The organism is Klebsiella sp. MBT K-1 (assembly GCF_002556465.1).
Lineage (GTDB): Bacteria > Pseudomonadota > Gammaproteobacteria > Enterobacterales > Enterobacteriaceae > Klebsiella > Klebsiella grimontii.
Genome location: NZ_PDEL01000015.1, coordinates 63,911 through 87,532, shown reverse-complemented (window position 1 = coordinate 87,532; position 23,622 = coordinate 63,911). Strand labels below are relative to the sequence as shown.

19 protein-coding genes are annotated in these 23,622 nt (G+C 54.3%); 9 read left to right on the top strand and 10 right to left on the bottom strand.

The genetic code is table 11. From position 1 onward, the window contains the following. Positions 1-15: 15 nt before the first annotated feature. Positions 16-207 carry a YfgG family protein gene (locus CMQ96_RS21555; protein WP_024359340.1) on the bottom strand — a complete coding sequence of 64 codons (192 nt, stop codon included), beginning with the start codon at positions 205-207 and terminating at the stop codon, positions 16-18. A gap of 370 nt (positions 208-577) precedes the next feature. Here CMQ96_RS21555 and CMQ96_RS21550 point away from each other — a divergent pair, with 370 nt between their 5' ends. Next, positions 578-2,800: an EAL domain-containing protein gene (locus tag CMQ96_RS21550; RefSeq protein ID WP_098067311.1), complete on the top strand. Its 2,223-nt coding sequence runs from the start codon at positions 578-580 to the stop codon at positions 2,798-2,800. 37 nt (positions 2,801-2,837) lie between these two features. On the opposite strand, the gene ppx is transcribed toward CMQ96_RS21550, so the two are convergent. Then, complete coding sequence (ppx, locus tag CMQ96_RS21545) at positions 2,838-4,379, bottom strand: exopolyphosphatase (protein WP_004136480.1); 1,542 nt, start codon at positions 4,377-4,379, stop codon at positions 2,838-2,840. 3 nt (positions 4,380-4,382) lie between these two features. Next, positions 4,383-6,443 (bottom strand): polyphosphate kinase 1, encoded by a 2,061-nt coding sequence (gene ppk1 / locus CMQ96_RS21540; RefSeq protein WP_004123499.1) that lies wholly within the window; start codon positions 6,441-6,443, stop codon positions 4,383-4,385. Between the two features lie 177 nt (positions 6,444-6,620). Between ppk1 and CMQ96_RS21535 the strand changes: the two genes are divergently transcribed. After that, positions 6,621-8,294 carry a hypothetical protein gene (locus CMQ96_RS21535; RefSeq protein ID WP_004136483.1) on the top strand — a complete coding sequence of 558 codons (1,674 nt, stop codon included), beginning with the start codon at positions 6,621-6,623 and terminating at the stop codon, positions 8,292-8,294. A 3-nt stretch (positions 8,295-8,297) separates the two neighbouring features. Here CMQ96_RS21535 and CMQ96_RS21530 read toward each other — a convergent pair whose 3' ends face one another. Together CMQ96_RS21530 and CMQ96_RS21525 are read right to left on the bottom strand one after the other, a co-directional pair. After that, on the bottom strand, positions 8,298-9,395 hold the full coding sequence (locus tag CMQ96_RS21530) for a glycoside hydrolase family 105 protein (RefSeq protein ID WP_098067310.1): 1,098 nt from the start codon (positions 9,393-9,395) through the stop codon (positions 8,298-8,300). Beyond that, positions 9,370-10,824: an MFS transporter gene (locus CMQ96_RS21525; RefSeq protein ID WP_098067309.1), complete on the bottom strand. Its 1,455-nt coding sequence runs from the start codon at positions 10,822-10,824 to the stop codon at positions 9,370-9,372. Before CMQ96_RS21525 ends, CMQ96_RS21530 begins: the two co-directional genes overlap by 26 nt. A 422-nt stretch (positions 10,825-11,246) precedes the next feature. Here CMQ96_RS21525 and CMQ96_RS21520 point away from each other — a divergent pair, with 422 nt between their 5' ends. Continuing rightward, positions 11,247-12,605 carry a glycoside hydrolase family 28 protein gene (locus tag CMQ96_RS21520; protein ID WP_049130676.1) on the top strand — a complete coding sequence of 453 codons (1,359 nt, stop codon included), beginning with the start codon at positions 11,247-11,249 and terminating at the stop codon, positions 12,603-12,605. A gap of 43 nt (positions 12,606-12,648) precedes the next feature. On the opposite strand, the gene purN is transcribed toward CMQ96_RS21520, so the two are convergent. Next, the gene (gene purN, locus CMQ96_RS21515) at positions 12,649-13,290 is read right to left on the bottom strand and encodes a phosphoribosylglycinamide formyltransferase (protein ID WP_004853109.1); all 642 of its coding nucleotides are present in this window, start codon (positions 13,288-13,290) and stop codon (positions 12,649-12,651) included. Continuing rightward, positions 13,287-14,324: a phosphoribosylformylglycinamidine cyclo-ligase gene (purM, locus tag CMQ96_RS21510; protein WP_004136492.1), complete on the bottom strand. Its 1,038-nt coding sequence runs from the start codon at positions 14,322-14,324 to the stop codon at positions 13,287-13,289. Before purM ends, purN begins: the two co-directional genes overlap by 4 nt. Before the next feature lie 265 nt (positions 14,325-14,589). Between purM and bglK the strand changes: the two genes are divergently transcribed. The 5 genes from bglK (at position 14,590) to CMQ96_RS21480 (ending at position 19,915) form a co-directional block, all read left to right on the top strand. Next, positions 14,590-15,483, top strand: coding sequence for a beta-glucoside kinase BglK (gene bglK, locus CMQ96_RS21500; RefSeq protein WP_004136493.1), 894 nt, complete (start codon positions 14,590-14,592; stop codon positions 15,481-15,483). Positions 15,484-15,492: 9 nt separating this feature from the next. Continuing rightward, positions 15,493-16,923, top strand: coding sequence for a 6-phospho-beta-glucosidase (locus CMQ96_RS21495; RefSeq protein WP_004136494.1), 1,431 nt, complete (start codon positions 15,493-15,495; stop codon positions 16,921-16,923). Positions 16,924-17,106: 183 nt separating this feature from the next. After that, on the top strand, positions 17,107-17,733 hold the full coding sequence (upp, locus tag CMQ96_RS21490; RefSeq protein ID WP_004123492.1) for a uracil phosphoribosyltransferase: 627 nt from the start codon (positions 17,107-17,109) through the stop codon (positions 17,731-17,733). Positions 17,734-17,828: 95 nt separating this feature from the next. After that, positions 17,829-19,118 carry a uracil permease gene (gene uraA / locus CMQ96_RS21485; protein ID WP_049130681.1) on the top strand — a complete coding sequence of 430 codons (1,290 nt, stop codon included), beginning with the start codon at positions 17,829-17,831 and terminating at the stop codon, positions 19,116-19,118. A 95-nt stretch (positions 19,119-19,213) separates the two neighbouring features. Further along, entirely contained in the window at positions 19,214-19,915 is a 702-nt protein-coding gene (locus tag CMQ96_RS21480; protein WP_212739160.1) for a DnaA inactivator Hda, read from the top strand. A gap of 28 nt (positions 19,916-19,943) precedes the next feature. Here the strand turns inward: CMQ96_RS21480 and arsC are convergent, their stop codons facing one another. Together arsC and bepA are read right to left on the bottom strand one after the other, a co-directional pair. Continuing rightward, positions 19,944-20,303 carry an arsenate reductase (glutaredoxin) gene (arsC, locus tag CMQ96_RS21475; RefSeq protein ID WP_004136504.1) on the bottom strand — a complete coding sequence of 120 codons (360 nt, stop codon included), beginning with the start codon at positions 20,301-20,303 and terminating at the stop codon, positions 19,944-19,946. A gap of 9 nt (positions 20,304-20,312) precedes the next feature. Continuing rightward, a complete protein-coding gene (bepA, locus tag CMQ96_RS21470) occupies positions 20,313-21,776 on the bottom strand; it encodes a beta-barrel assembly-enhancing protease (RefSeq protein WP_004136506.1) in 1,464 nt (487 codons plus the stop codon). Between the two features lie 229 nt (positions 21,777-22,005). Here bepA and CMQ96_RS21465 point away from each other — a divergent pair, with 229 nt between their 5' ends. Continuing rightward, positions 22,006-23,073 carry an AI-2E family transporter gene (locus tag CMQ96_RS21465; protein ID WP_004123481.1) on the top strand — a complete coding sequence of 356 codons (1,068 nt, stop codon included), beginning with the start codon at positions 22,006-22,008 and terminating at the stop codon, positions 23,071-23,073. Positions 23,074-23,151: 78 nt separating this feature from the next. Here the strand turns inward: CMQ96_RS21465 and bcp are convergent, their stop codons facing one another. Beyond that, positions 23,152-23,622: a thioredoxin-dependent thiol peroxidase gene (gene bcp, locus CMQ96_RS21460; RefSeq protein WP_004104423.1), complete on the bottom strand. Its 471-nt coding sequence runs from the start codon at positions 23,620-23,622 to the stop codon at positions 23,152-23,154.

Sequence of the window (23,622 nt, the reverse complement as noted above, 5' to 3'; positions counted from 1 at the left end):
CGCGGTACGCAGCGCTTACTTTTGCACAGGCGTTTTCAGCGAGTCGGAAGGATCAACGGTGATGGTGGATTGTTGCGACTGCTTTTTATCCTGATGATGATACCAGGCGCCGATGGAGGAGTAGACAAAGCGTCCAAAGAAGAAGATAAAGCTGATAAGCAGTACGATACGGGTCATGCGACGGTTAAATCGATGTCGTTTACGCATACTGGGTGCCTGACTCACAAAAGGTTCCTTAAAGTATACCCAAAAGATGGGCGATGTGCGTATTAAGGCACAGTAAAGCGGAAGGGTCAATTGATGAGGATGTAAAAATCCCAGGGATAAAACATTAATTAATGTTATATAAGATAATCCTCGTATTTACATGCTTTCTGCTTATCGCAGATTGATGTTAAAAAAAAGGCATTATTAATATTAGCCTCGAGATTTCTTGATTTATATCAATCGTCTATTTTTTCCGACAACTAAAATCACCAGCCAGTTCCGCGTTGTTATTCCTTGCGCGATAATGAAGGTTGGTTGGATGCCCGCCTGAATATACCCTGCAGGATTTAGGGTTATCCGTAGAGCATCTATGAAAATAATTAAACTGTACAGGCAATATCGGGATAAATGGTGGGCGTTGCCGCTGATCTTGCCTGTTCTTTTACTCCCTCTGGCAAGATGGGCTAACACCGATGCATTACTCGATGGTAATGAAGTTTATCTTTACTATTTACCCCTGGCGTTAGTACTGAGCCTGATGCTGTTTTTCGGCTGGGCCGCTTTGCCGGGAATCGTTCTCGGTTTGTTGCTTACCATTACGCGCGGCATGACGTTGGAAGATTCCATCGGCGTGATTTTTCATTTTCTTATTCCGACGGTTCTTTCCTGGGGCGGGTATCGCGTTTTTGTCCCGCGCAGGCAGCAAATCTCGCATGGCAATGTGAGACTGATGCCTCAGAGATTGGTCTGGCAGATGCTGCTGCCATCGCTGATCTTTCTTGTTCTTTCCCAACTCGCTGAGTACCTTGGAATTCATCCCCGCGCTACTGGGTTGATTGGTGTTAATCCCTTAAGCTTGCGTTCGCTTATCACCTTTCAGGCCCTTATGGCTGGGTGCTTGACCGGCGTGCCGTTATGCTATTTTCTTATTCGAATTATCCGCAACCCTCTCTATATTCGAGGGTTTGTTTCTCAGATTCGCCTGCAGATCGATCCAAAAATAAAACGCTTAGAATTTATTTTATGGGCGGCAGTGCTGATCATTTTATTGGTGCTGCTATTAATGCCGTTGAATAGTACGAGCACTATTTTTAGCACAAATTATACCTTGTCTTTACTTATGCCAGTGATGCTTTGGGGCGCTATGCGCTTTGGTTATCGCTTCATTTCATTGGTCTGGTCTCCTGTTTTAATTGTTATAATTCACTTTCATAATCAATATCTCCCACATTCACCGATTTACAACAATCAGCTGGCTATTACCTCCTCCAGCTATCTGGTGTTTTCATTTATTATCGCCTATATGGCGATGCTGGCGACGCAGCAGAGAATTTTTTATGCGCGCATGCGCAGGATGGCCTTCATGGATCCGGTTGTACGCTTGCCCAATATTCGGGCGCTGAGCCGGGCGTTAAATAAATCCTCCTGGTCAGTGTTGTGCTTCTTACGCATTCCTGAGCTGGAAATATTAGGCCGCCATTACGGCGTTCTGTTGCGTATCCAGTACAAGCAGCTGCTGGCCGAGTCACTCAGCGAGCTATTGCAGAGTGGGGAGGATATCTATCAGATGGCCGGGCATGAGCTGGTAGTCCATCTGAACAGCGAAGAGCATCAGCAGCGAATCCCCCTGCTTTATGAGCATCTCAAAAAGTTTCGTTTTGTCTGGAATGGCATGCCTTTGCAGCCACCCGTGGGGTTCAGCTATTGCAACGTTCGCTCTCCGGTGATTCATCTGCATTTACTGCTGGGTGAACTCAGCAGCGCGGCCGACCTTTCCCTCGCCACCGGCAGTCCTGAAAATTTACAGCGTCGCGGAGCCATCAATACGCAACAGGAGCTGAAAGACAAAGTCACTATAATGAATCAGCTGGTGAAGGCGCTGGAGCAGGATCGCTTCATGCTGATGGCGCAACCCATTGTCGGCATCTGGGGGGATAGCTACCACGAAGTTCTGCTCAGGATGCTGAACGACGATGATGAAGTCATCATGCCGGATACCTTTTTACCGGTGGCGCACGAGTTTGGACTGTCGGCGCGTATTGATAGCTGGGTCCTTGAACATACGCTCATCTTTATGGACAAGCGGCGCAAAAAGCTTCCGGGAATGCGTCTGGCGATAAATATCTCACCTTTTTCTGTGAGTAACAGCCATTTCCATCAGCAGGTAAAAACGCTGCTGGAGCATTATGACATCGAACCCTGGCAGATTATTTTTGAGCTGACGGAGAACCATTCGCTGACCAATCCCGAACAAGCGCGGAAAACCCTCGCGCAGCTTCAGGACCTGGGCTGTCGGGTCGCGATTGATGATTTTGGCACCGGCTATGCCAGCTACGCGCGGCTGAAAACGATGAATGCGGATCTGCTGAAAATTGACGGCAGTTTTATTCGTAACCTGGTGACCAGTAGTCTGGACTATCAGGCCGTTGCCTCTATTTGCCTTCTTGCGAGGATGAAAAATATGCAGGTGGTGGCTGAATATGTCGAAACGCCAGAGATTCGTCAGGCCGTGGTTTCACTGGGGATTGATTACATGCAGGGCTATGATATCGGCAAACCGGCCCCGCTTGAGGCGTTGGTTGAGGATGAATAAACGAATGGGCCGGAAAGTCCGGCCCATATGAGTGAAGCTAGCTTGTCGCGTCAGGCTTCTCTTCTTCGCTGATTTTCAGCCACCAGTCAGGCACGCCTTCCCAGTACTCCTGCTCTTTTTCCAGATCGAGTAATACCAGCGCATTCTGGCTAAACCAGTCATGCGGGAAGGTCAGCGTCCAGTGGTTCGCCTCGGTTTTCAGCGTAAGGGTTGGCGGCGTGGTCGTCGCCTGTCGCTGGTTATTCAGCAGCACCCCAAGGCGCAGCAGCTGTATTAACGGCAGAAACTGCTTTTTCTTAAACAGCGTGAAACGCGGTAAATCATCCAGCTTAATCGCTTTACGATGATAGCGAACTAAGGTGGCCATCAGCATCTGCTGTTCCTGATTAAAGCCCGGCAGATCGCTGTTTTGCAGGATATAAGCCGAATGACGGTGCATGCCGCTGTGGTTAATATTTAAGCCGACTTCATGCAGCATCGTCGCCCATTTCAGCAGCGCCGCCAGATGAGGGTTCGCAAGCTTAGGGTTCTGCTCCTGCCATTGCTCAAAAATATGCGTGGTGGTCTCCAGTACCCGACGCGCCTGCTCGCGGTCGATATTGTACTGGTTAGCCAGGCTTTGCGCGGTGCGGCTACGGATATCCTGGTGACGGAAACGTCCTTCCATCTCGTACAGTACGCCTTCGCGCAGCGCGCCGTCGGATAAGCGCAGCTCTTTAATCGCCAGCGCGTCAAACACCCCGCAGAGAATCGCCAGGCCGGGCGCAAAAACGGCTTTACGATCTTCCGAGAGCCCGGGCAGGCTCAGCGAGTCAAAGTTTTTATACTTCAGCAGCTCTTCGACCAGCATCTCGAGGCGCTCGGGAGTGATGAACCCGTCTTTCTCGCCCATGGCCACCAGCACTTCGTGGGCGGCTTTAATGGTGCCCGACGCGCCGAGGGCGACGTTCCACCCCTGGATGCGGAACTGCCACGCCAGGGTTTCCAGCTTTTGCACGGCCGACAGACGCGCGCGCTGGAAATTCTCTTTGTTGATGACGCCGCCAGCAAAGTAGGCCTGAGAGAAGCTCACGCAGCCCATACGGCGGCTTTCCACCAGGCGAGGCTCGAAATCCTCGCCGATCACCAGCTCGGTAGAGCCGCCGCCGATATCGATGACCAGCTTACGGCCTCGCTCCGGCTGCGTATGCTCCACGCCCATAAAAATCAGACGCGCTTCCTCGTTGCCGGGGATGATTTCAATGGGGTAGGGGATGACCTGCTCCGCGCGCTTGAGGAACTCTGCGGCGTTTGTCGCCTGGCGCAGCGTGTGCGTGCCGACGATGCACACGCTGGACGGGTCAAAACCCTGCAGGCGCTCGGCGAACAGCGACAGGCAGTTCAGCCCGCGCGTCATAGCCTCTTCGCTCAGTACAGAGTTTTCATCCAGACCGTCGGCCAGATGTACGCGCTGTTTCAGACGACCGATGATCTGCATTGCCCCGTCAACGACGCGGGCGATCACCATATGAAAACTGTTCGAACCGAGGTCGACCGCAGCGAACTCCTGCGGCCGAGGGGCATTATCGTTTATTGGCATAGGTTAGTCGGGCTGTTCAAGTGATTTGAGGTAGTCGTATATCGCCATCTGTGCACGGACTTTACGGCGATTGCCGCGCGGCACGTAGCGATTGCTCAGTTCTTTATCAAGATAGCGCGCTTTCACCGTATCGTTGAAGAGGAGATCGAAAATATCCAGCACCCGCTGTTTCAGCCGCGGATCCAGCAGCGGCGCGGCAACTTCGATACGATAGTCAATATTGCGCGTCATCCAGTCCGCCGACGATAGCCAAACCTGCTTATCGCCGCCGTTTTCAAAGCAATAAACCCGGTCATGCTCAAGGAAACGGTCAACAATGCTGGTCACGCGAATGTTTTCGCTGATGCCTTCGAGGCCGGGGATCAGCGAGCACATGCCGCGAATAAGTAAATTAACCGGCACGCCGGAGCTAGACGCGGCATAGAGACGGTCTACCAGGCCTTTATCGACGAGGTTGTTCAGCTTCAGCATGATCCCCGACGGCTGGCCATTCTGCGCGTTGGCTATTTCGCGATCGATCATCTCATAAAGCAGGCGACGCGAGTTTTGTGGCGACACCAGCAGATAATCGAAGCTGACCGGGCGGTAGGGGTTTTCAATAAAGTTAAATACCCGGCGGACTTCATTGGTGATGCGCGCATCGGCGGTCAGCAGCGAGTAGTCGGTGTAAAGCCGCGCGGTTTTTTCGTTGAAGTTTCCGGTACCGATATGCGCATAGCGAACGACTTCATCGCCCTCTTTTCGCGAAACCAGGAACAGCTTGGCGTGGATCTTGAGGCCCGGCGCGGAGAAGATAACGTGCACGCCGGCTTCGGTCAGGCGCTTAGCCCAATGAATATTGGCTTCTTCATCGAAACGCGCCTGCAGCTCCACGACCACCGTCACTTTCTTACCGTTGTGGGCGGCATGAATCATCGAATCGATAATCCGTGAATCTTTCGCGACGCGGTAGATGTTGATTTTGATAGCCAGCACGCTTGGGTCGAAAGAGGCCTGGCGCAGCAGCTCAAGGACGTGTTCAAACGTATGGTACGGGTAGTACAGCAGCACGTCACGTTCGCGAATCGCGTCAAAGCCGTTACGGAATTTATCGAACCACAGATGGCGCAGACGCGGCATCGGTTTATTGACCAGATTAGCTTTGCCGACGTTCGGGAAGCCGATAAAGTCTTTAAAGTTGTGGTAACGACCGCCCGGCAGCATCGAATCGTAGTTGGAGATGGAGAGCTTATCGCGCAGCATTTCGACCATTGCGTCCGGCATGTCGCGCTGATAAACGAAGCGCACCGGCTCGGCGGTCAGACGCTGTTTCAGGCTGGAGGACATCAGCTCCATCAGGCTCGATTCCATCTCGTGCACCAGATCGTATTCGGCGTCACGGGTCATTTTCATCGAGTAGGCGTTCAGTGCGTCGTAATCGAAAAAGCCCTTGAAGATATCATCCAGGCAGTATCGCAGGATATTATCTAGCAAAATCATTGGCTTGCGCCGGCGAGGCGCTTCCGGCGGCAGGTTCACAAAACGCGGCACCTTGTCAGACGGAATCTCCAGCAGCGCGTAATTGATGGTATCCCCGCGAATAATTTCGACGGCCAGGTAGGTGTAATCATCCTTCAGAAACTGCACCAGATCCGTTTCGCGATTAATCAGAATTGGCGTGATGTGCTGACGAAGATACAGCTTGAAGTAGTTACGCAGCCAGGACTGCTGGTTGACGGAGAGCTGGCGTTCGTTGATCAGGAAAATCTGGTTACGCGCCATTTCCAGCAGCAGCTCGTTGTATAAGCCGTCAAATTCCTGATCGGCCTTAAGCACGCGAGCCTGGATTTTGCCTAGCAGGTGACGAGAGTGGGCGGTACTGCCTTGTTCTTCGCTAATGATGATGCGGCGCTTAAGTTCGGCGAACCGCACTTTATAGAATTCATCGAGGTTGTTGGAGTAAATTCCCAAAAAGCGCATGCGCTCAATCAGCGGGTTGCTTTTGTCCGCCGCTTCCTGAAGTACGCGTTCGTTAAAGGACAACCAGCTGAGTTCTTTTTCGATGTATAGCTTTTCCTGGCCCATTACAGCTCACACTCCGGTTGATGTATGTTGCTTTTTCATTATGGCGAGCTTTGCCACTGAATGTCCAATTATGTCAAAGAAGTATGACTGTTTTCTTGCAGTATATAGCGAAGAAAAACAGACGATTTTCACGACATACGTTATGGTCAAGGCAAGGTGAGATTCAGGAGCAAAACCATGTGGGAGACGCGGGCGTTAGAACTGAATAATCAGGATATATGGAACTGGTCATCGGTATGCAATCTGGTCAGGTATGCCTCTCAGCACGGCTTTAATACTATCGTGGTGGGGCAGGCAGATCTCTTCGGTAAGCTGGTGTCCCCGAAGGGATATACGCCTTTTCACTATAACGATAGCGTTTCCAGTCAGCAGCGAGCGCGCTGTGTCTACCTTAATCGTCTCGCCATGTATTGCCGCGAGCAGGGGCTGCGATTTTATTTACAGGCGAAAGAGCTGGGGTTCCCAACGGAATTGCTGTTGTCGCATAAGTATCTGCTGGATAACCAGCAAGGGATCCTTTTTGATGTCGATTTCTGGAGCCGCTGGCTGACAGACAAAATTCGCGGCGTTTGTCAGGGAATTCCAGCGTTAACGGGGTTAATTATTGCGCTTTCCAGCACCGATGGTTTATTGCCGATTACGCGTCCTAAATGGGATATAAACGCCAGGGATGAGCCTGAAAATGCCCGGCAACCGTCGCAAAGCTTTGTGCTCTATCGCCGTTGTTTTCAGGCGCTGAGCCAGGTGGTTAGCGCGCAAAATAAACATCTGGTTTTACGGGTTTTCCCTGCAAGTAATGATGATCTTGGCACCGTTCTCGATGCTATCGAGCCGCTTCCGCCAACCGTTTCGGTATCGATCAAGTTAACGCCAGAACGTTTCTGGCCAGCATTTCCAAATAATCCCGCGCTGCTTCAGGTCACTCTGCGCGACGTCTGGGTTGATATTGATTTAGCCGGCGAAGAGGTGGGTTGGGGCGTTATGCCTTTCTTGCGCATCGATGAGTTAAAAGGCCGACTGCTGTGGTGCCAAAGCGCGAATCCCAGAATCACCGGTGCGATATGCAAAACCAGTTGGGAGAGCGTTGATAACCACTGGATACCGGAAACGTTAAGCGAATGCAATTTGTTTGCCTGTAGCCAGCTGTTAGGTCATGGTGCGGGAAAGACCCAGGAGCAGCTGTTGGATCTCTGGCTGGCTGAGCGTTACGGCTGGTGCCCCGATGTTTCAGTCGCCCGCCGTTTTCAGCAGCTACTGGAGCAGGCAACGGAGCTGCTTTACCAGGCGATTTACGTCCGCGATCACGTTTTTCACCGCCATAGTCAGCTACCGGAAAGCTATGGTCAGGCCGTATGGAGTTTGTACAGCCAGCTGGCGCGCGATCACTGGCTGCCGGGGTCGGCCCAGGACATCCACTTCACGCGTGACGATCCGCAAAAATCGATGGAAAACCTCACGCGAATTGCGCAAGAGAAGGATGAGGTCGCGGCAGATGCCCTGAAACTATGCGCGCAGGCGCTGGAGTTTGCCGAGAATGCCGCGTTTCCCGCGGCGCTCTATCGGCTCTGGCAGAATGAATGGCGTGGGCTGGCGCTCTACTGTCAGCTGTTCACGCATGCGCAGAAGGCTTTTTTTACGCTGCATTTTGCTCGTGAGGTGGAGAATAGCTGGAGTATGAGAGAAATCTGCCATATCAACGTGCAGGCGTTGTATCAGGGGGCATCCGAAATGGAGATGCTTTGCCAGCAGATGCGCGAAGCATCGCCTGGGTTTCATATTATGTTCGATGCGGGTCGGGTTCGTAGCCTGGCTGATAGCCTGAGCAGCGAACTGTCGGCGCTCAGGCATTAGGTATTACCGCGTGCGGTATAAAGCCTCGACCAGGCTGAGTATCGCCAGCGCCTGGCCATATGGCATCGCGGTCAGGGGGATCCGCCGGTAATGGTCAAGATCGTGTCCCATTGCCGTGCCAAATGAGACCTGGGTTAATTCCCCCTCCGGCGAGATATGCTCAATAATGCCTGCAATTGCTCGTTCGGCAACGGGCAGATAGCGGTCGTCGAGGTAGCCGAGACGTATCGCTTTCAGGATACCGGCTGCGAATCCCCCCGTTGCTGAGGCTTCAGCGTAGCTTGTGGCATCATCTAATAGCGTCGGCCATAGCCCGTTTTCAGATTGACAGCGGGCGAGGGCGGATACCTGGCCCTGCAGGATGTTACAGAGCTGGCGATAGAAGGCGTCATGCTCATCAAGATTGAGCATTTCCAGCAGTTCAGGAATCGCCAATGTTATCCAGCTATTACCGCGAGCCCATAGCGCCCCGGCAAAATGGTGCCTGCCGTTGAAGTTCCAGCCGTGAAACCATAAACCGCTTTTTCTGTCCGTAAGGTAGTGAAGGTGCTGTAGAAATTGAAATTTTGCTTCTTCTACCCAGTAAGGTTTTTGTAATAAAAGCCCAAGCCTGGCCAGAGGCAGAACCGCCATCATCAAGGTGTCATCCCAGATTTGCTGATAATGCGCGTTTTCGTAGGTGACATGCTGCATGCAGCCTTCATCAGTACGTGGAATCTGACGATAAAGCGCATCTCCCCAGACTTCCAGATACGCGCGCCATTCGTGACGAGCGTCCTGCTGGTAGCGACCGGCAAGCGTCAAAAAAGGGATCGCGGTGTTAATATTTTTCTCCGGCGTTCCTTCGGCGAAGCGGGCGCTGAACCAGTCGTCAATAATCTGCCTGGCGCGAGACGATCCGGTAAGTTCATGGTAGCGGTAGAGACCAAACAAGCCGATGCCATGTGTCCATTCCCATCCCGCCCAGCCTTTTGTGTCAATCACGCGCCCGTCAGGCAGGCGCTGCAGGAATTGACCGCTGTCATCCTGAATAGCGGTGAGGCTATCGATCAGTTTTTCGATAAGAAGGATGAGTTCAGGATGGCTTATTTTCTGCGACATAGTGATTCCCTTGTGTTGTCGTTTCAGCAATGTGCTGCCAGTGGGTATTCATATGCGGATGTCCGGTAAGCAGCTCTACGGTTTGTCGTATCTGCGTTGATGCATCTTCTGGTTTACCGCCAGACCGCAGACGCTCTAGCTCGCAGGTCAGCGTCTGATGACACTCCTGGCTTAGACGAAAGCGAAACGCGCCGTACATCGCCAGCAGAGTGAGTAAACCCGGTCCGATAAGGAATACCCACCAGATGCCGTTTAGCGCGGCGGCATCTTGCGATTCAGCGCCTTTGGTAAAGCCAAACGCCTCCAGCGCCAGTCCGACAATAAACAGGGCTAGCGCCTGGGAAAATTTGCGCGTTAGCATCATGACGCCCGCGTAAATGCCTTCACGTCTGACGCCGGTATAAGCTTCATCCACATCAGGTAAAAAGTTGTAGACGTTCCATGGGATAAGATAGGTTCCGCCGCGTGCGATACCCATCACGATGGCTCCACCCAATAAGAGCCATGACAAATGACTTATGGAGGCGGAAAGCTGGCTGAACCACAATAAGGCGCACATAATCAATCCAATCGCCAATTTGTAGGCGTTGCCGTTGCCGATGCGAATACAAAGCCAGGTAAAGAAAGGGATGGCAAAAAATTGAAATAGCGTCATCAGGCTCATTGCCTGGGAAGCTAAGGATGCGCCGACCTGAAGTACGTAGGTGAGATAGTGCATAAACAGCGAGCCGAAAATATCCAGGGCGACGGCTCCGCCCACGTACATCATGATGTGAATGCGAAAAGTACGTAAACGGAAAGTTGAAGCCATCTCTCGATACAGCGAGATAAGTGTTTTTCCCATCCCGCGCTGAGCCGAAGGCGGCGGCAGATTCTCCCGCTCCCAGGTTCCCCGCCAAACGAAGATCCACGGTAGGGCGAAGAGTACGGAAAAGACCAGGCCGATATATAAAAATGCCTGCGATTTATCGGCGACGTGCGCCAAAATTTGTCCTGGGATAAGTGCAGATAAAAACGCTGTCGCCTGGGCAAATAGCATCCGCGCGCCAGACATTTTTGAACGCAGATCGTAACGCGATGTCATCTCCGCGGGCAGCGTATCGTAGGGCACCATCAAGAGGGTAAAAACGGTGCTGAATAACAAATAAGTGCCAAGATACCAGGCATAGCCAAAACCGCTTACCCACATCAGGGCAAAGCAAAAAGAGAGCGGCGCGCCGATAATAAAGAATAGTCGGCGTCGCCCCCAGCGCGTGCGAATATTGTCGGTGATATAACCCATGATCGGGTCGGTGATGCCATCCCAAATTTTGGCGATCGCAAAGATGGATGCGGCGGCGGCGGGAGAAAGACCCGCCACTTCAATATAAAAATAAAGCAGCCAAAGCCCGGTGATCGTCATTGCGCCGCTGCCGAAGATATCGCCCATCCCCCAGCAGAGAATATTGCGTGTTTTTACTTCCCGTGGTGCCGTTACTGTCCTCGTCATTTTTCCTGTCTCTTCTGTCAGTAAAGAGGAAGTAGCACAGTAAAAGAGGTGAAAATTTTGCGGAATCGTCATCAAGTCGCTTTTGTTAAGAACTGAGAGCGAGGCGTTGAAAGCGGATTAAATGAAATAAATAGCGTGATATGGCCAGCAGTATTCGCACGGGCGAAAAAATGAAATGTGATGTCCATCGCTATTTCTGCGGAAGATGGGAGAAGAAATGTGTGCTTAATCACAGATGAACAGCGGGAAAAAAGGGAGTTGTGAGAATGCCGACAGATTACCTATGTCAGGGCTGTTTTGCCCTACGGCGATCGATAATGACTGTGTTCAGATAGCTTTCCCGTTTCATCTCAGGAAAACCTATGAACATTTTTCTTTCAAACTGGCACCCGCACGCAGATGGTATGACTCGCGACACTGAGATTTTTCAAAAAGCGCTGGATACCTTATCGCAAGCGGGCGGCGGTACGCTGGTGGTGGAAAGTGGAAAATATTACCTTGGCGGGTTACGCATGGGGTCAAATACCTGTCTGTGGTTGTCACCCGGTGCGGAACTCATCGTCAGCGATAATTATGCTGACTTCACCCAGGCGGTGGCCTTAAGCCGCGCAGAGTGCTCCGACCGGGCTTTTCTCTATGCCCGGGATGCCGAAAATATCTCGATTTGTGGGGGCGGTACTATTTACGGTAATGCCGATGGTTGGTTCTCCTCATCGGTTGACGATATGGGCTATCGCACGCCCGCCGAACAGCGACCGCGCATCATTCTTCTGGAAAATTGCCAGCGGGTCAGGCTGGAAAATATCCGTGTACACCATGCGCCGATGTGGACCATTCATCTTGTTTCGTGTTCACAGGTGGTGATTGATGGCATTAGCGTTGATAACGATCTGACCATGGCGAATACTGATGCGCTGGATATCGATAGCTGTCAGCAGGTACATATTGCTAATAGTTTTTTTAGTGCGGCGGACGATGCAATTTGTCTGAAAACCACCGATAAACCGGCGGCTATCCAACGACCTTTACGTCAAGTGACAATCGTCAATTGTACCCTGCGCTCAAAAAGCTGCGCTTTTAAAATCGGCACGGAAACCTGGCAAGATATTGAAGATATTGTGGTCAGCAATTGCACTATCTTTGATTCGAATCGCGGTATTGGCCTGATTTCACGCGATGGTGGCCGGCTACGAAGAATGCTCTTTACCAGCATGACTTTTGCGTGTGTGGCGGCGCCAGCCTGTCACTGGGGGGAGGCGGACCCGATTTTCCTCTCCGCGCGTCGCAGGCATCCGCAGATCGAGCCCGGTGAGATTACGCAAATCCAGTTTCGCGGGCTTAGCGGAGAATGTGAAGGCGCCATCAATATGCACAGTGAAACCCCAGCCACGATCAATCGAATACGACTTGAGAATATTCAGCTTACCCAGCGGCTGCATCGCCACGGCGGGCAGGGGAATTATGATATTCGTCCGCCTTGTAATCCTCTTTCGCCAACAGGAATGGGTATCGATAACGCCTGGTGCCTCAATCCAGAGACGGGAAAGGCCTGGGGAGTCGAACCCTATCCTGGAGGGCTACCCGTCCTGTTTGCGCAAGGGGTTTCCGATTTGGTCGTCAGAGGACTTGATTGGCAGCGTCCAGTCCCCCTACCGGCAGGCTGGAACACGCAAGCGCTGTGTCTGGAAAAGTGCGAGCGGTCATCGGTGCGGGAAGCCTGAGCCAATGAAAAACGCCTCCAGCGGACGCCAGAGGCGGGAAAGTTTACTCTTCTGCCGCGTATCCCTGCGGCGGAAGAGGAACATTGTCAAGCCAGGCTTCGTTGCCCTCCGCGCGCAGGCGGCCGTCGACAAACCAGCTGATAGCCAGGGGGTAGATATCGTGTTCCTGAGCTTGTACGCGGGCGGTGATGTCGTCTTCGGTATCTTCAGCGAACACCGGTACCTTAGCCTGCAGAACCACCGGGCCTCCGTCCAATTCGTCAGTGACGAAATGCACCGATGTTCCGTGCTCTTCATCACCATTTTCCAGCGCCTGGCGATGGGTGTGCAGCCCCGGATACTTTGGCAGCAGGGAAGGGTGGATATTCAGCATACGCCCCTGATAGTGGGCGACAAAAGCCGGGCTAAGAATCCGCATGTAGCCGGCCAGCACCACCAGATCCGGCGCGTAAGCATCGATCTCGTGCATCAGCTCGCGGTCAAAGGCTTCCCGGTTGGCAAACTGGCTGGCGGCGAGCGCGTGAGCCGGAATATTGGCCGCGCGCGCGCGCTCAAGGCCGAACGCGTCGGCCTTGTTGCTGAAGACTGCACGCAGGGTGCCGTTGATTTTCTTCCGGGCGCAGGCGTCAATGATCGCCTGCAGGTTGCTACCGTTACCGGAAATCAGCACCACGATGTTTTTCATTCAATGACCACACGCTGTTCGGAATCAGAGGCTTTGATATACCCTATTTTCCACGCGCTTTCACCTTTGTCGTTCAGGAAGGCAACGGCTTTATCCGCCGCTTCCGCCGGCAGCGCGATAACCATGCCAACGCCGCAGTTAAAGGTGCGATACATTTCGTGGCTGCTGACGTTACCGGCGGTTTGCAGCCAGTTGAACACGTCCGGCCACTGCCAGGAGGATTCATCGATGACTGCCTGAGTGTTGTCGGGCAGGACGCGCGGGATGTTTTCCCAGAAGCCGCCGCCGGTCAGGTGGGCGATGGCGTGCACGTCGACGTTGGCAATCAGGTCGAGTACGGATTTCACATAAATGCGGGTCGGCGCCAGCAGATGGTCGGCCAGCGGTTTACCGTTGAGATCGGTGGTTTGCGGGTCAACGCCGCTGACTTCGATAATTTTGCGCACCAGAGAGTAGCCGTTCGAGTGCGGGCCGCTGGAAGCCAGCGCCACCAGCACGTCGCCGTCGGCCACTTTGCTACCGTCGATAATTTCTGATTTTTCTACTACGCCGACGCAGAAACCAGCCACATCATAGTCTTCGCCGTGGTACATGCCCGGCATTTCCGCCGTCTCGCCGCCCACCAGCGCGCAGCCTGACTGCAGGCAGCCTTCAGCGATGCCGCTGATTACGCTCGCCGCGGTATCGACATCCAGTTTGCCGGTGGCGTAGTAATCCAGGAAGAACAGCGGCTCTGCGCCCTGAACCACAAGGTCGTTTACGCACATGGCGACCAGGTCGATACCGATAGTGTCGTGACGCTTCAGGTCCATCGCCAGACGCAGCTTGGTGCCGACGCCGTCGGTGCCGGAGACCAGAACCGGTTCGCGATACTTCTGCGGCAGCGCGCACAGCGCGCCGAATCCGCCCAGTCCACCCATCACTTCCGGGCGACGGGTTTTCTTCACCACGCCCTTAATACGGTCGACGAGAGCGTTGCCTGCATCAATATCCACGCCGGCATCTTTATAGCTGAGAGAGGTTTTATCGGTCACTGCGAAGTCTCCACGCGTTTGCGGTAGCAATAAAAAACGGCGCAATTCTAACAGGGATAGCAAACGTTTGCGAGCCTGCTTTGCAGTCGACGTAAAACGGCCGTTAAGTGCGCAAATTTGATACTGTTCACGAAAATGAAACCGGGTACAGTCTTCTGCTTGCCAGCGTTGCCGGGAATAATCATCATGCCACTGAAACCGGTTTCTTTTGTGCTGCAAGCAGAGAGAAACCGTGAATTTGATGGATTCTGGAGGAAAGCTGAGGATGAAAATTGCCGCATTTGATATCGGTGGCACGGCGTTAAAAATGGGGGTAATGACGCGCGAAGGCACGCTGCTGGAGAAAGGAAAGCAGACCATCATCGACAGCGACGGCGACCAGATCCTGCAGGCGATGCTGGTGTGGATCGCCGCGCACCCGGCGTGCGAAGGGGTGGCCATCAGCGCGCCCGGCTACGTTAACCCGCATACCGGCTTTATCGAAATGGGCGGCGCCATCCGTAAATTCGATAACTTCGCCATCAAGGACTGGCTTGAGCAGCAGGTGCGCCTGCCCGTGGCCATTGAGAACGATGCTAACTGCGTACTGCTGGCCGAGCGCTGGCGGGGTAAAGCCGCCGACATGAGCAACTTTCTGGTCCTGACCATCGGCACCGGCATCGGCGGGGCGATTTTCTGTAATAACCAGCTGGTCCACGGCGCGCGCTTCCGCGCCGGCGAGTTCGGCTATATGCAAACCGCGCGTCCGGGTACCCGCGATGTGCGGCGCTATTCGATGAATGAAAACTGCACGCTGCGCGTGCTGCGCCATCGCTACGCTGAGCATATCGGCAAGGCGCTGGATGACGTCACTGGCGAAGAGATTTTTGACCGCTACGATGCGGGCGACGCCATCTGTCGACGTCTGGTCGCGGAATTCTTTAACGGCCTGGGCACCGGACTATATAACCTCGTTAACTTATTCGACCCGCAAACGATTTTGATCGGCGGCGGGATTGTGGAACGGCCGGGCTTTCTGGCGCTGCTGCGCGAACATCTGGCCTGGTTTGGCATTGCGGAATATATCGACACCGTTAGCCACGGCAACGATGCCGGGCTGGTAGGCGCGGTTTACCATTTCAATCAGCAATACCGGTCGCATAGCGGCGACTGCGCATAGGGAGAGAACATGTCTGGATTTAAAGAAGGTTTTCTGTGGGGCGGCGCGGTGGCGGCGCATCAGCTGGAAGGCGGCTGGAAAGAGGGCGGTAAAGGGGTTAGCGTCGCCGACGTGATGACCGCAGGCGCGCACGGCGTACCGCGCGAAATCACCGATGGCGTGTTGCCGGGGAAAAACTACCCCAACCACGAGGCGATCGATTTTTATCATCGCTATAAAGACGACATTCAGCTGTTTGCCGAAATGGGCTTCAAGTGCTTCCGTACCTCCATTGCCTGGACGCGCATCTTTCCGCTGGGCGATGAGCAAGAGCCTAACGAAGCCGGGCTGCAGTTTTACGACGACCTGTTCGATGAGTGCCGCAAGCACGGCATCGAGCCGGTGATTACGCTCTCCCACTTCGAAATGCCGTACCATCTGGTGACGGAGTACGGCGGCTGGCGTAACCGTAAACTGATTGATTTCTTCGTCCGCTTTGCCCAGGTGGTGTTTACCCGCTACCAGCATAAAGTGAAGTACTGGATGACCTTCAATGAGATCAATAACCAGGCCAACTTCCACGAGGATTTTGCGCCGTTTACCAACTCCGGACTGAAATATCTGCCGGGAGAGGACCGCGAGCCGGTTATGTATCAGGCGGCGCACTATGAACTGGTCGCCAGCGCGCTGGCGGTTAAAGCCGCTCGCGAAATTAACCCGTCATTGTGGGTTGGCTGCATGATCGCCATGTGCCCGATTTACCCACTGAGCTGCGCGCCCAACGACATGATGATGGCGATGAACGCCATGCACCGCCGCTACTGGTTTACCGATGTTCACGTCCGCGGCCGCTACCCGCAGCATCTGCTGAACTACTTCGAGCGCCGCGGATTTGCGCTGGATATCACCGAAGAAGACCGCGTGGCGCTGACCCAGGGCTGCGTCGACTATATCGGCTTTAGCTACTATATGTCGTTCGCCACGAAAGCAACGGATGACAACCCGCAGCTGGATTATGATGAAAGCAAGAGCCTGGTCTCTAACCCGTACGTGCAGAAGTCAGATTGGGGCTGGCAGATTGATCCGGTCGGGCTGCGCTACTCCCTGAACTGGTTCTGGGATCACTATCAGCTGCCGCTGTTTATCGTCGAGAACGGCTTCGGCGCCATTGATGTTCGCGAAGCGGACGGTTCGGTGGATGACCAGTATCGAATCGACTATCTCTCTGCCCATATCGCCGAGATGAAAAAAGCGGTCGTTGAGGATGGCGTGGACCTGATGGGCTACACCCCATGGGGCTGTATCGACCTGGTCTCCGCGGGAACCGGTGAGATGAAAAAACGCTACGGCTTTATCTATGTTGATAAGGACAATGAGGGCAACGGCACGCTGGCGCGTAGCCGCAAGAAATCTTTTGCCTGGTATCAGCAGGTTATCGGCAGCAACGGCGACAAGCTATAAAACTGCCGTAAAGCCCCATCCAGCCCCGCCTTCGCGGGGTTTTTTTATTTTGTCTTATACTGGCTCAGGCAGCGTAAAGCATTTTGGTTGATCCCGGTCAAACATATCGGCTATGGCGTAAAAGGTAAAAGGCGGTATAATCCGGCGATTTTTTTTGTGGCTGCCCCTCAGAGGAGAAAGAGAATGAAGATCGTGGAAGTGAAACACCCACTCGTCAAACACAAGCTGGGCCTGATGCGTGAGCACGACATCAGCACCAAACGCTTCCGTGAACTCGCCTCAGAAGTTGGCAGCTTACTGACTTATGAAGCAACTTCCGATCTGGCGACTGAAAAAGTCACCATCGAAGGCTGGAACGGCCCGGTAGAAATTGAGCAGATCAAAGGCAAGAAAATTACCGTTGTGCCGATTCTGCGCGCGGGTCTGGGGATGATGGAAGGCGTGCTTGAGCACGTACCCAGCGCGCGCATCAGCGTGGTGGGCATCTACCGTAACGAAGAGACCCTTGAGCCGGTTCCTTACTTCCAGAAGCTGGTATCTAATATCGACGAACGCATGGCGCTGGTGGTTGACCCGATGCTGGCAACCGGCGGTTCAATGATCGCCACCATCGATCTGCTGAAAAAAGCGGGCTGCAGCAGCATTAAGGTGCTGGTTCTGGTGGCGGCCCCGGAAGGCATCGCCGCGCTGGAAAAAGCGCATCCGGACGTTGAGCTGTACACCGCGTCCATTGACCAGGGCCTGAACGAGCACGGATACATTATTCCGGGGCTCGGCGACGCCGGCGATAAGATTTTTGGTACGAAATAATTGATGAAGTAGAAAAAGCCGACTTTGAGAGTCGGCTTTTTTTTGAATAAAACACACCAACAGCAATCAACAAACGACTCTCAGAGGAAAATGCCATGACGCGCCGTGCTATCGGGGTGAGTGAAAGACCGCCGCTTTTACAGACAATCCCGCTTAGTTTGCAACATCTGTTCGCCATGTTTGGCGCAACGGTACTGGTGCCCGTTCTGTTCCATATCAACCCGGCTACGGTACTGCTGTTTAACGGCATCGGAACGCTGTTATATCTTTTCATCTGCAAAGGCAAAATTCCGGCTTATCTGGGATCGAGCTTTGCGTTTATCTCTCCGGTGCTGCTTTTGCTGCCGCTAGGTTACGAAGTCGCTCTCGGCGGATTCATCATGTGCGGCGTGCTGTTTTGCATCGTCTCCTTTATCGTCAAAAAAGCTGGAACCGGCTGGCTGGACGTGATGTTCCCGCCGGCGGCGATGGGGGCGATTGTCGCGGTTATCGGCCTGGAGCTGGCGGGCGTCGCGGCGAACATGGCCGGTTTGCTGCCCGCTGACGGGCAATCGCCGGACAGCAAAACCATCATTATTTCGATGGTGACGCTGGCGGTGACGGTTTTCGGTTCGGTGCTGTTCCGCGGTTTCCTGGCGATTATCCCGATTTTAATCGGCGTGCTGGTCGGCTACGCGCTCTCCTTCGTGATGGGCGTCGTCGATACCACGCCCATCGCCGAGGCCCACTGGTTCGCGCTGCCGACCTTCTACACCCCGCGCTTTGAATGGTTTGCGATTTTCACCATTCTGCCCGCCGCGCTGGTGGTGATCGCCGAACACGTTGGACATCTGGTGGTGACGGCCAATATCGTCAAAAAAGATCTGATCCGCGATCCGGGCCTGCATCGTTCAATGTTTGCCAACGGCCTGTCTACGGTGATTTCCGGCTTCTTTGGCTCAACGCCAAACACCACCTACGGTGAGAACATTGGCGTGATGGCGATCACCCGCGTCTACAGCACCTGGGTTATCGGCGGCGCGGCGATCATCGCGATTCTGCTCTCCTGCGTCGGCAAGCTGGCGGCGGCGATCCAGATTATCCCGCTGCCGGTAATGGGCGGCGTTTCGCTGCTGCTGTACGGGGTCATCGGCGCATCCGGGATTCGCGTGCTGATCGAATCTAAAGTCGATTACAACAAGGCGCAGAACCTGATTCTGACCTCCGTTATCCTGATCATCGGCGTCAGCGGCGCGAAAGTGCATATCGGCGCCGCTGAGCTGAAAGGCATGGCGCTGGCGACCATTGTCGGCATCGGCCTGAGCCTGATCTTCAAGCTGATAAGCGTGCTGCGTCCGGAAGAGGTGGTCCTCGACGCTGTGGATAGCGAAGAAGCAAAACATTGATCCCTATACCGGGCGGCGATCCCGCCCGGTTCTCTCCTTGCCTATTTCTGTGCTAAACTCTCCGCGTTTTTCTGCAAGCCTATGTTGAGGTCCATCTGAACGCACCGGCACAGCTCTCTTTGCCACTGTATCTTCCCGATGATGAAACTTTCGCGAGTTTCTGGCCGGGTGATAACCCTTCTCTTCTTGCCGCCCTTCAGAACGTGCTGCGGCAGGATCATAGCGGATACATCTATATCTGGTCACGGGAAGGGGCGGGGCGCAGCCATCTTCTGCACGCGGCCTGCGCGGAACTCTCCCAGCGCGGCGATGCGGTGGGCTACGTTCCGCTGGATAAACGGACGTGGTTCGTTCCTGAAGTGCTGGATGGAATGGAACAGCTGTCGCTGGTTTGCATCGATAATATTGAATGCGTGGCGGGCGATGAACTGTGGGAAATGGCGATTTTCGACCTCTACAACCGCATCCTCGAGTCTGGTAAAACCCGGCTGCTGATCACCGGCGATCGACCGCCGCGCCAGCTTAATCTCGGGTTGCCGGATCTGGCCTCGCGTCTCGACTGGGGGCAAATCTACAAGCTGCAGCCGCTGTCGGATGAAGATAAGCTCCAGGCGCTTCAGCTGCGCGCCAGGCTGCGCGGTTTCGAAATGCCGGAAGACGTCTGCCGCTTCCTGCTCAAGCGCCTGGATCGCGAAATGCGTTCGCTATTTATGACCCTCGATCAGCTCGATCGCGCTTCGATTACCGCCCAGCGCAAGCTGACCATTCCTTTTGTAAAAGAGATCCTCAAGCTTTAGCAGAGCTGCGGCTTGAGGCTCCTCCTGTTTAGTTGACGATCTCCAGTACCTGCTCCGGCGGACGACCGATACGGGCCTCGCCGTGGCTGACGACGATAGGCCGCTCAATCAGCTTTGGATTATCGATCATTGCCTGGATCAGCGCCTCTTCGCTGAGCTGCGGATTAGCGAGATCGAGGGATTTATAGAGATCTTCTTTCTGGCGCATTAAGTCGCGCGCGCTGGCCATTCCCAGCATCTTCAGCAGCTGGCGCAGCGTGGCGGCATCCGGCGGCGTCTCCAGATAGAGCACCACTTCAGGGTCGATGCCGTTAGCCTTCAGCAGGCTCAGGGTGTCGCGACTCTTGGAGCAGCGCGGATTGTGATAGATTTTGACCGTATCGGACATGAGATCTCCTTACATTTTCTGGTACGGTTTGAAGCGTTCCTGCAGCTGACGCAGCTGATCGATACGCGCATCGTAGCGGGCCTGCTGCAGGCTGCCTAATTTCACCTGTGAGCTGGCGCTGCTGAGCAGGGTAATGGCCTGATCGAGTCGGCCTACCAGCGCCATGCCCTCCGCGCGCGCTGCCAGCTCCTGATCGCGATTTCCCAGCTTAGCTTCCGCTTGCGCCAGCAAATCCCAACCATTGACGTCATCTTTATTGTTAAAGGTATAGCGGTTAAGGATCGTCGCCGCTTCCCCCGGCTGCCCGCCTTCCAGCAGGGCGTTGGCGAGGTTGAGCTGTAGTACCGGGTTAGTACGCAGTTCCCGGGCGCCCTTCAGGCGGTTAATCGCGTCTGTGGCTCGCTTTTGTCCGAGATCGATATCGGTCGCCAGGTCAAGGTACCAGGCATTTTGCGGTTCGGCGCTCAGCAGCGGCTGTAGCGTTTTGCGCGCCAGATCGTAATTGTTGCTGCCCATCGCCAGCAGCGCGCGGCCGTACTGGGCGGCGTGCTGTTCGCGAATATTGCCTTTTTCCCAGTTGCTCAGCAGGTCGTTGCCCAGCTTATTGTCGCCGGAGGTGTACATTCCGAGCGTTCTGGCTTTCGCCAGGTAGAAGTCAGGCGAGGATTGCACGACCACCGGGCGCATCTGGTTCGCACGGTTGCGGGCGTCGGCGAGACGGCTTTCCGGTAAGGGGTGGGTCAGCAGCATTTCCGGCGGCCGGGTCGAGTAACGCGACTCGTCAAGCAGCTTGCCCATAAACGCCGGCATCGCCTGCGGATCGAAACCTGAACGTTGAAGGACCTGAATACCAATGCGGTCGGCCTCTTCCTCGTTTTGGCGGGTAAAGCTGATCAGCCCCTGCTGGCTGCCCGCCAGGGTGCCGGTCAGCGCGGCCATGCCGGCCTGCGGGCTGGCCATCGCCAGCAGAATCGACCCCAGCGCGCCAACCCAGGTCAGCGGAGCGTTGCGCTTTTGGTCTTCCATCGCGCGGGCAAGGTGGCGCTGGGTGACGTGAGAAATTTCGTGCGCCATGACCGACGCCAGCTCGCTTTCATTATCCGAGTAGCGGAACAGCGCCGAGTGCAGTACGACGTTACCGCCGAAGAAAGCAAAGGCGTTTATTTGATCGTTATTAATCAGATAAAAGTGGAACGGAGTGCGCACCGAATTGGCGTGCGCCACCAGGCGCATGCCTAAACCGTTGATATATTGCACCAGCAGCGGATCGTTAATTAACGGCGCGCTGCCGCGCAGCTGGCGCACGTAATAATCTCCCATCTGCATTTCCTGGCCAATGGAGAGCGTGCTTCCTGCGGAGGTGCCCATGTCCGGCAGAGTGTCTGCGGTATCGGCAAAAGCAGGTAATATTGAACCCAGCGTCAGCGACGCTATGACGGTCGCCACCAGCGTTTTCTTCAACTGCCTGAACATAACCTCTGTCCTGTAATGTAGGTGTGCCAGTTTGACCGATTGTGCGGCGTAATGTTCCCTGACCGCAAGCAGGTTCAGCGAGTTTAGCCGTCGTTCGCGGCGTTGCAAATATGATATTCACCCGGTCATTAATGTTTGTGGTTTTACCCATAAAAAGCGAAGTCTTTTTTGTGACATTTCGATACAATTCCCGAGATTGTTACAGCTCCGCTCTTCAGGGAAGGGTTTTATGCTTCAGATGTTAATGCAGTGGTACCGTCGTCGGTTCAGCGATCCGGAGGCGATAGCGCTGCTGGTCATTTTGCTGGCTGGGTTCGGCATTATGTTTTTCTTCAGCGGCCTGCTGGCACCTCTACTGGTATCTATTGTTCTGGCCTATTTGCTGGAGTGGCCCACCGTCAGGCTGGAGCGTATCGGTTTTTCACGTACCTGGGCCACCTCGGTCGTTCTGATTTTGTTCGTTGGCATCCTGCTGTTGATGGCGTTTGTGGTGATGCCGGTTGCCTGGCAGCAGGGCATTTATCTGATCCGCGATATGCCGGGGATGCTGAATAAACTTTCCGATTTCGCCGCGACGGTGCCGCGCCGTTATCCGGCCTTAATGGATGCCGGCATTATCGACGCGATGGCGGAGAATATGCGCAGCCGCATGTTAACCGTAGGCGATTCGGTAGTGAAGTATTCGCTGGCCTCGCTGGTCGGGCTGCTGACCCTGGCGGTCTATCTGGTGCTGGTGCCGCTGATGGTTTTCTTTCTGCTGAAGGATAAAGAGCAGATGCTTAACGCCGTACGCCGGGTGCTGCCGCGCAACCGCGGGCTGGCCGGGCAGGTGTGGAAAGAGATGAACCAGCAAATTACCAACTATATCCGCGGCAAGGTGCTGGAGATGATCGTCGTCGGCGTGGCGACGTGGATTGGCTTTATCCTATTTGGCCTCAACTATTCGCTGCTGCTGGCGGTGCTGGTGGGGTTCTCGGTATTAATCCCCTATATCGGCGCGTTTGTGGTCACCATTCCGGTGGTGGGCGTGGCGCTGTTCCAGTTTGGCGCAGGAACCGAGTTCTGGAGCCTGTTTGCGGTGTACCTGATTATTCAGGCGCTGGATGGCAACCTGCTGGTGCCGGTACTGTTCTCGGAAGCCGTTAACCTGCATCCGCTGGTGATTATTCTGTCGGTGGTGATTTTCGGTGGTCTGTGGGGATTCTGGGGCGTATTCTTCGCGATTCCGCTGGCGACGCTCATCAAAGCGGTGGTGCACGCCTGGCCGGATGGCCTGATCGTGGAAGACGAGCATTAGCGCGAAGCCGCAAGGAATGCCCTAAAAAAAGACGCCGGGTGGTTGAGAACGACCCGGCGTCTTGCGTTTGTCTTAGCGTCAGGCGTTTTCTTTCAGCCAGTTCAGCACCACGTCGTGGTGATTGCTGGTTTTGAAATCATCAAACACATGTTCGATTTTGCCGTTGGCGTCGATGAGGAAGCTAATACGATGGATACCGTCGTAGGTTTTCCCCATAAAGGTTTTTTCACCCCAGATACCAAACTGCTCGCATACCTGATGATCTTCATCAGACAGGAGAGTGAAGTTCAGCAGCTCTTTTTCGGCGAAACGGGAGAGTTTTTCTGGTTTATCCGTACTGATACCCAGTACTTCAACGCCTGCTTTTTTCAGGTCGTCCATATTATCGCGTAAACCGCACGCCTGTACGGTGCAGCCCGGGGTCATGGCTTTCGGATAAAAATAAACCAGAACACGCTGTCCCTGGAAGTCGGTCAAATTTACTTCCTCGCCGTCCTGGTCCGGTAAGCTAAATTTCGGTGCAATATCACCGGCTTTCAGTGGGTTCAT

Bases quoted from the DNA above. Each gene is read 5' to 3' on its own strand.
- CMQ96_RS21555 (WP_024359340.1), bottom strand. From the start codon at position 207: ATGCGTAAACGACATCGATTTAACCGTCGCATGACCCGTATCGTACTG.
- CMQ96_RS21550 (WP_098067311.1), top strand. From the start codon at position 578: ATGAAAATAATTAAACTGTACAGGCAATATCGGGATAAATGGTGGGCG.
- ppx (WP_004136480.1), bottom strand. From the start codon at position 4,379: ATGCCAATAAACGATAATGCCCCTCGGCCGCAGGAGTTCGCTGCGGTC.
- ppk1 (WP_004123499.1), bottom strand. From the start codon at position 6,443: ATGGGCCAGGAAAAGCTATACATCGAAAAAGAACTCAGCTGGTTGTCC.
- CMQ96_RS21535 (WP_004136483.1), top strand. From the start codon at position 6,621: ATGTGGGAGACGCGGGCGTTAGAACTGAATAATCAGGATATATGGAAC.
- CMQ96_RS21530 (WP_098067310.1), bottom strand. From the start codon at position 9,395: ATGTCGCAGAAAATAAGCCATCCTGAACTCATCCTTCTTATCGAAAAA.
- CMQ96_RS21525 (WP_098067309.1), bottom strand. From the start codon at position 10,824: ATGGGCGATATCTTCGGCAGCGGCGCAATGACGATCACCGGGCTTTGG.
- CMQ96_RS21520 (WP_049130676.1), top strand. From the start codon at position 11,247: ATGAACATTTTTCTTTCAAACTGGCACCCGCACGCAGATGGTATGACT.
- purN (WP_004853109.1), bottom strand. From the start codon at position 13,290: ATGAAAAACATCGTGGTGCTGATTTCCGGTAACGGTAGCAACCTGCAG.
- bglK (WP_004136493.1), top strand. From the start codon at position 14,590: ATGAAAATTGCCGCATTTGATATCGGTGGCACGGCGTTAAAAATGGGG.
- CMQ96_RS21495 (WP_004136494.1), top strand. From the start codon at position 15,493: ATGTCTGGATTTAAAGAAGGTTTTCTGTGGGGCGGCGCGGTGGCGGCG.
- upp (WP_004123492.1), top strand. From the start codon at position 17,107: ATGAAGATCGTGGAAGTGAAACACCCACTCGTCAAACACAAGCTGGGC.
- uraA (WP_049130681.1), top strand. From the start codon at position 17,829: ATGACGCGCCGTGCTATCGGGGTGAGTGAAAGACCGCCGCTTTTACAG.
- arsC (WP_004136504.1), bottom strand. From the start codon at position 20,303: ATGTCCGATACGGTCAAAATCTATCACAATCCGCGCTGCTCCAAGAGT.
- bepA (WP_004136506.1), bottom strand. From the start codon at position 21,776: ATGTTCAGGCAGTTGAAGAAAACGCTGGTGGCGACCGTCATAGCGTCG.
- CMQ96_RS21465 (WP_004123481.1), top strand. From the start codon at position 22,006: ATGCTTCAGATGTTAATGCAGTGGTACCGTCGTCGGTTCAGCGATCCG.
- bcp (WP_004104423.1), bottom strand. From the start codon at position 23,622: ATGAACCCACTGAAAGCCGGTGATATTGCACCGAAATTTAGCTTACCG.